This window comes from Chloroflexota bacterium, assembly GCA_015478725.1.
Taxonomy (GTDB): domain Bacteria; phylum Chloroflexota; class Limnocylindria; order Limnocylindrales; family CSP1-4; genus C-114.
Genome location: JADMIG010000030.1, coordinates 23,671 through 29,896 on the forward strand (window position 1 = coordinate 23,671; position 6,226 = coordinate 29,896).

General features: G+C 69.0%; 6 protein-coding genes. 4 read left to right on the forward strand and 2 right to left on the reverse strand.

Going from position 1 to position 6,226, the window contains the following annotated elements; all coding sequences use genetic code 11:
* Positions 1 to 47: 47 nt before the first annotated feature.
* Positions 48 to 782 carry an amidohydrolase gene (locus tag IVW53_13310; GenBank protein ID MBF6606546.1) on the reverse strand — a complete coding sequence of 245 codons (735 nt, stop codon included), beginning with the start codon at positions 780 to 782 and terminating at the stop codon, positions 48 to 50.
* Between the two features lie 237 nt (positions 783 to 1,019).
* Here IVW53_13310 and IVW53_13315 point away from each other — a divergent pair, with 237 nt between their 5' ends.
* Entirely contained in the window at positions 1,020 to 1,763 is a 744-nt protein-coding gene (locus tag IVW53_13315; GenBank protein MBF6606547.1) for a GntR family transcriptional regulator, read from the forward strand.
* A 350-nt stretch (positions 1,764 to 2,113) separates the two neighbouring features.
* Entirely contained in the window at positions 2,114 to 2,470 is a 357-nt protein-coding gene (locus tag IVW53_13320; GenBank protein MBF6606548.1) for a hypothetical protein, read from the forward strand.
* Between the two features lie 81 nt (positions 2,471 to 2,551).
* Here IVW53_13320 and IVW53_13325 read toward each other — a convergent pair whose 3' ends face one another.
* On the reverse strand, positions 2,552 to 3,814 hold the full coding sequence (locus IVW53_13325; protein ID MBF6606549.1) for an aminotransferase class III-fold pyridoxal phosphate-dependent enzyme: 1,263 nt from the start codon (positions 3,812 to 3,814) through the stop codon (positions 2,552 to 2,554).
* Between the two features lie 437 nt (positions 3,815 to 4,251).
* Here IVW53_13325 and IVW53_13330 point away from each other — a divergent pair, with 437 nt between their 5' ends.
* Positions 4,252 to 4,533: a helix-turn-helix transcriptional regulator gene (locus tag IVW53_13330; GenBank protein ID MBF6606550.1), complete on the forward strand. Its 282-nt coding sequence runs from the start codon at positions 4,252 to 4,254 to the stop codon at positions 4,531 to 4,533.
* Positions 4,499 to 5,794, forward strand: a complete 1,296-nt coding sequence (locus IVW53_13335; protein MBF6606551.1) for a helix-turn-helix domain-containing protein — start codon at positions 4,499 to 4,501, stop codon at positions 5,792 to 5,794. The genes IVW53_13330 and IVW53_13335 overlap by 35 nt, the downstream gene beginning before the upstream one ends.
* Positions 5,795 to 6,226: the final 432 nt, after the last annotated feature.

The window sequence follows — 6,226 nt, forward strand, 5'->3', positions numbered from 1 at the left end:
CGGTTATGCGGCGCTGTGACTCGCCCACCTCCGCGCGGGTCGCGCCCTCATACTGCGACGGATTGCGGGACTGCATCGGCGAAGAACAGCCGTCGGCCGTTCTCACCGAGGACGCGGTCGACGAGCTCCGGCGAGAGGCCGCTGACGCGCACCTTCGCGAGCTCGACAGTCGGATGATGGAACGGCGCGTCTGAACCGTAGAGCACGCGATCCGGACCGAGGCGATCGACAGCCTCTAGAATCTTCGTATGCATCGGCATACCCGACGTCTCGAGGTAGACATTGGAGTGTCGCGCCGCGACATCGATCGCCCCGTTGATGTAGATGATGTTCCCGTGACCCATGTGGCCGAGGATGATCCGGGCCATCGGGTAGCGGATCACGAGCTCTTCGATGCTCCACGGGAGGGTGAAGATGGGGTGGCCGCAGTGGATCAAGGCTGGCAGCCCGCGTTCCACAAGGAGTTCGATGATCGGGTGGACCGCCGGGTCGTCGGGGTGGTATCCATCGAGGAGCGGGTGGAGCTTGACCCCGCGGAACTTCGACCCGGGCTCGTCGAGCAGTCGGCGCGCCTCGTCGACCGCACCGGGCATGCGCGGGTTTGCCCAGACGAGACCATAGACGCCCTGTGTCTCGCGAATGATTCCCCGGACGAGGCCGTTGTCGGGGTGGAAGACGAGGCCAGTCGCGATCGCGTGGTCGCGCATCAAAGACAGGAGTCCATCTCGGTCGAGGGAGACGTTGAAGAGCGGGAATCGGCCCACATGCATGTGGCAGTCCATGATCACCGCGTCCACCATGGTGCAGACCCAACCGCTCGACTGGCATGGGGACGATGGGCGGACCAGCGCGCGGTCTGCGGGACCGTGGGACCGCTCTTCACGACAGGCGCTCATGCATGGTGCCGCGTAGTATCGTGGGCCGCATGTTGACAGTCAACACGTGGAGGGTTCCCGTTCGGGAGACGCCCCTTGCCCTCCAGTTGATTCCTCTGGACCAGCACGAGGGGGGCTCGACGGATGGGTGACTTCGACAACAAGACACTCAGGGAACGCGTCTACGCGCACCTCAAGGAGGAGATCCTCGACAACCGGATCGCTCCGGGTTCGGTCCTGCAGGAAGTGCCGCTGGCCGAATCGCTGGGCGTGAGCCGCGGTCCGATCCGCGAAGCCCTGGGCAGCCTGGCGGCGGAAGGGCTCGTCACGATCACACCACGTCGGGGGGCTGTGGTCACGGCGCTCACGAAGCATGACTTCCTCGAGGCCTACCAGGTCAGGGAAGTGCTCGAGGCGCTGGCCGTCCGGCTGGCAGTCCCTCGCATGTCCGACGACGAGCTCGATGCACTCGAGGGTCCGATCGAGGAGATGCTGCGCTGCTCCGCTCGTGCGGACGACACGGGGTTCTTCGAGGCCAATGCCGCCTTCCACGAGGCGTTCGTGGTCGCTTCCGGGAACACCAAGCTCGTCGAGGTCTACCGCCGACTCATCGGACAGATGGGACCCTACCGACGACCGTCCGCATTGCTGCGGGGCAGTCTCGACCGATCGATCGCCGAGCACCAGGGGATCATGGACGCGGCTCGAGCACGAGATGGCGAGCGCGCTGCGTCGTTGGTGCTCGACCACATCCGCATCCCGCAGAGGCGGCTCGAGAGCCTGTCCGAAGAGGAATTCGCCGAGGAGAACCTGCTGAGGTTTCAGCAGGCGTCGCCACGACCGAGCGCCGGAATCGACGCTTCCGGGATCTCGATCCCGGAAGGCTGACCGTCACTGTGGCAGACGCCGGCGTTATTCTGCTGCGCCCCGCCAGCAGCTCGAGCACGGCCAGCCTGCGCGTTTCGGGTTCACCTTGTGAGAGCTCTTCGTTACAGACGATGTCTTCTCGTCGAGCAGCCCCCGGCGCATACTGGGCGTCCTCGCGTTGGGTCGATGTTCCTGCCCTCAGAGCGGCCCGGACGCACTTCCCAAAAGAGCGGCAGCCGCGATGGAACGGCACGGCGTCATCCCTCCGATCGCGGCCCATATCGAGAAGTAGGCGGTCTCGCCTCATCCGTTCACACCGTCCCGGCACCGGGTCAGCATCTCAGCCGGTCGGGGATCAACAAGGAGACGACGTGAACCTCAACAGCATCCTCATCGGATCCGCGGATCCGCAGCGGCTGAAGGACTACTACACGAAACTTTTCGGGACGCCCGGCTGGAACGAAGGCGGGTATAGCGGTTGGCAGATCGGCACCGGCTTCGTCACCGTCGGTCCGCATGATCAGGTCAAGGGCCGCAACACGCAGCCGGGAAGGCTGATCTGGAACATCGAGAGTATCGACGTGAAGGGCGACTTCGAACGGCTCAAGGCCGCCGGGGCAACGGTGGTCCGGGAGCCCTACCAGCCGGGTGAGGCGCCCGAAGCGTGGATCGCTACGTTCTCCGATCCCGACGACAACTACTTCCAGCTCCTCAGTCCGATGATGTAGTCGCTCGGTCGGTCGTGACCGCTGGCCGGTTCACGCGGGACCGCTGGTCCGGACTGGTGACGAGCTCCGGCACGACTAGCCTCACACGACCTGCGGCACCAGCGTGCGCGCCAGGAGCACATGCTCGATCGCGGCGGCCAGGGCGTCGACATCTGACTCCGTCGCGATCGCCGGGATCGCGCCCATCCCACGGGGCGCCACGTAGAACCCCGCGAGCAGCAGGCCGAGGAAGAGCTCCGGCACGCCACCGACACCGGTCGCGACGGCGGAGACGCCCTCGCCCGACCAGACCTGGAAGAGCGATCCGACGACGGCGATCCGAGCGTCGAGGCCGTCGCGCCCGATCGCCCCGGCGACCTTCGCGCGGAGGCGCTCGCCGAGAGCATCGAGCCGCGCGAACACGTCCGGGGTGAGCTCGCGGAGGGTGGCGAGACCCGCCGCCGCGGCTACCGGGTTGCCGTTGAACGTGCCGCCGTGGCTGAGCGAGCCGGCGCGCCGGGCGTCGAAGAGGTCCATGACGTCGGCCCGGCCGCCGAACGCCGCGAGGGCGTAGCCGCCACCGATGATCTTGCCGAGCGTCGTGAGGTCAGGGCGCACGCCGAATGCACCCTGGGCGCCGTGTGGGCCCACCCGGAACGCGATGATCTCGTCGAAGATGAGCAGAGCGCCGTGGCGGTCGGCGAAGGACCGCAGGAAGGCGAGGAAGGCGGGGCTCGCCGCGCGCACACCGCCTGCCCCCTGGACCGGCTCGATGATGATCGCCGCGAGGTCCCGCTCGCGACCGCGCAGGGCTCGTTCGATGCCCTCGGCGTCCTCCCATGGCAGCTCGACCACGAGTCCGGACAGCGCTGCGGGCACCCCGGGCGTACCGGCCATGACGCCGTCGTGGGTGCCGTGATACGAGCGCTCGAATGTCGCGACGAGCGGACGAGCGGTGAACGCGCGGGCCACCCGGATGGCGAACATCGTCGCCTCGGTGCCGGAGTTCGTGAACCGCACGCGCTCGAGCGATGGGAGCCGGCGGCGGAGCTCTTCGGCCAGCTCGATCTCGGTCTCCGTCGGCGCCGCGAAAGCGGAACCACGCCGCACCTGCGCCTCCACCGCCGCGACGACCACGGGATGGGCGTGCCCGAGGATGAGCGCGGTGTAGTTGCCGAGAAAGTCGCGATAGTTGTTGCCATCGACGTCGCGCAGGGTGAGCCCCTCGCCCGCCGCGATGTATGGCGGATAGGGCGCGCTGTAGACCGTCGTCCGGGTCGAGCCACCCGGGAGCGACCTCGCCGCCCGCTCGAACAGCTCGCGCGAGCGGGGCGTGCGCTCGAGGTAGGCATCGAGGAGTGCCATGACCCGGGACCCTCCGGTAGAGCGTTCCGTGATGGGCGGTCAGTGTGACACGCGAGCCAAAGCGCAGAACGATCCCTGACGACACGTGCAAGACCGACGTCCAGGGGACGATCGATCGAAGAGCGTCGGTTGGAAGTCCCAGTGGGCGGGCCGGTGTGTTCGATCGGGGAAAAGCGGTCGCCGGGATGGAAGATCCTCGGGGATCGCGGGAGGTGGCTGGTCGGTCAGCGGGGGAACGGGCTCCCGCCGCTGCCGGCGAAGACCGTCGCGGCGGTGACCACGAGGGTGAGGGCACTGATGGCGCAGGCGGCGAGGATCGAGACGAGGCGATGACGACGGGCGGACATCGGGGGCTCCTTTCGGTGGTCCGCCCACGGGACTCGACGGCATGGTAGGCTTCTCTCGTGCGCCAGTCAACTATTGCTAAACATCTGGCGGTGAGGGGGCCGATCAACCTCGCGGCTCGTCTCGGCGCGGAGATCCGTCGCCGTCGCGTTGACTCCGGCCTCACCCAGGCGGAGCTCGGCACCCCGCTCTCGCGAAGCTTCATCAGTTCCGTGGAGCACGGACGCGTGGTCCCATCGCTCGCCACGCTGACCCTCGTCGCCCACCGGCTCGGGATCGGCCTCGGAGCGCTCCTCGACGGGGTCGATGACCACTTGCCGGCCGTGTATAGTCCGACGCATGCCGACGACCCGACGCCGCGTGGTGGTGGATGATCGACCGCTCGCCCACGCCGTCGGCGGCCGGCTTCGGGCGCTCCGACTCAAGGCCGGCCTGACCCAGCAGCGGCTCGCCGGCGAGCGCTACACGAAGGCCTACGTGAGCGCCCTCGAGAACGGCCTCGCGAAGCCGTCCGTCGCCGCTCTCTCATATCTCGCCGCCCGGCTCGGCGTCGACCCCGCCGCGATCCTCAGCGACCGGGGCCGTCAATGGACGCGGCTCGAGGCGGACCTCCGATGCGCGGCGGGCGACTGGCAGGCGGCGGCAGACGCGTTCGAGGAGCTCCTCGGGATCGAGCGCAGCGCCGATGAACGGGCGGAACTCCTCGTCGGGCTCGCGGAGGCGTACGCCAGGCTCGACCGGCCTGGCGATGCCGCTGCCGCCGCGGCCGAAGCGGCGGACCTGTTCGGAAAGGCCGGCCGCGACGCCGAGGCGGCGACCGCCGAGTACTGGCTCGCCTGCGCCCACTACGAGGCGGAGAACGTGGGCCAGGCCCGGGCCATCCTGCAGGGCATCCTCGTCCGGGTCCGGGCCGGCCTCGCCGTGGCCCCGGATTTCCGGCTCCGCCTGCTCATGGCCCTCTCCTCGGCGGCCTCGCGCGAGGGTCGCCATGACGAGGCACTCGGCTACCTCTCCGAGGTCCGTGGACTTGCCGACGGGCTCGACGATCGACGGCGCGCGACGTACTTCTTCGATCTCGCCCTGAGCTATCGCGAGACGGGTGACATCGAGGCGGCGATCCGCACCGGCAGCGCGAGCCTCGCCCTCTTCCGGGCGATGGGAGCGGAAGCCGAGATGGGGGCCATGGAGAACGAGCTCGCGATGTCGTTCCTCGCGGTCGGGAACACCGCGCGTGCGCGGGCGATGGCCGAGCTGGCGCGAGGGCGATTCGAACACCTCGAGGATGTCCGGTGGCTGTCCCACGTCGGCGACACCGAGGCGCGGATCGCCCTCGCCGAAGGCGACGCGGATCGAGCCGCGGAGCTGGCCACGGATGCCCTCGATCGAGGGATCGCGTCGCACAACCGCGCAGCTGAGATCGACGCGCTCAGCACCCTCGCGAAGGCGCATGCGGCCCGCGGCGAGACCGATCTCGCGCTCGCAACCTGCGAGCGGGCGGCGGCCCGCGCCCGCGAGGACGGACGGCCGCGCCGGCTTCGGGAGATCCTCACCGAGTGGTCCGATCTCCTCGCCGCGAGTGGCCGGACCGATGACGCCCTCAAGGTGGCCCGCGAAGCGCTCCACGCGGGCGGCTGACCTCGCTTCGTCGAGCTGCCACTTCCGACCGCGGGAGTGGGCGCGTAGTCCAGTATTGCTATACTCCACGCGTGGACAACGACGCCACGAGGCTTCGCATCAGGCTTCGGCTCGCGCGATTCCGCCTCGAAGGGGCGAGCGTCCACGGCCCTGAGTGGGAAGCTGCGTCAGAACAGGTCGAGTCACTCGAGCGCGAACTCGCTGCTTCCCAGCGGGCGGGCGTCTCGCCGACCGACGCCGCTCCGACACTCCCACCTCATGTGCGGGGGGTCGCCCGGCGGACCCGATCTCGGAGATCGTCGGACATCTGACGGCAGAGAGGCGACCGCCGTTGGCTGACTCCGCCCCCTCGGGCCCCGGCGCCGGCCGGGGCCGCCCCTCGCGTACGCCAGACTTGTCACCATGGACCACCGCGACCACGTCAGGCTCCTC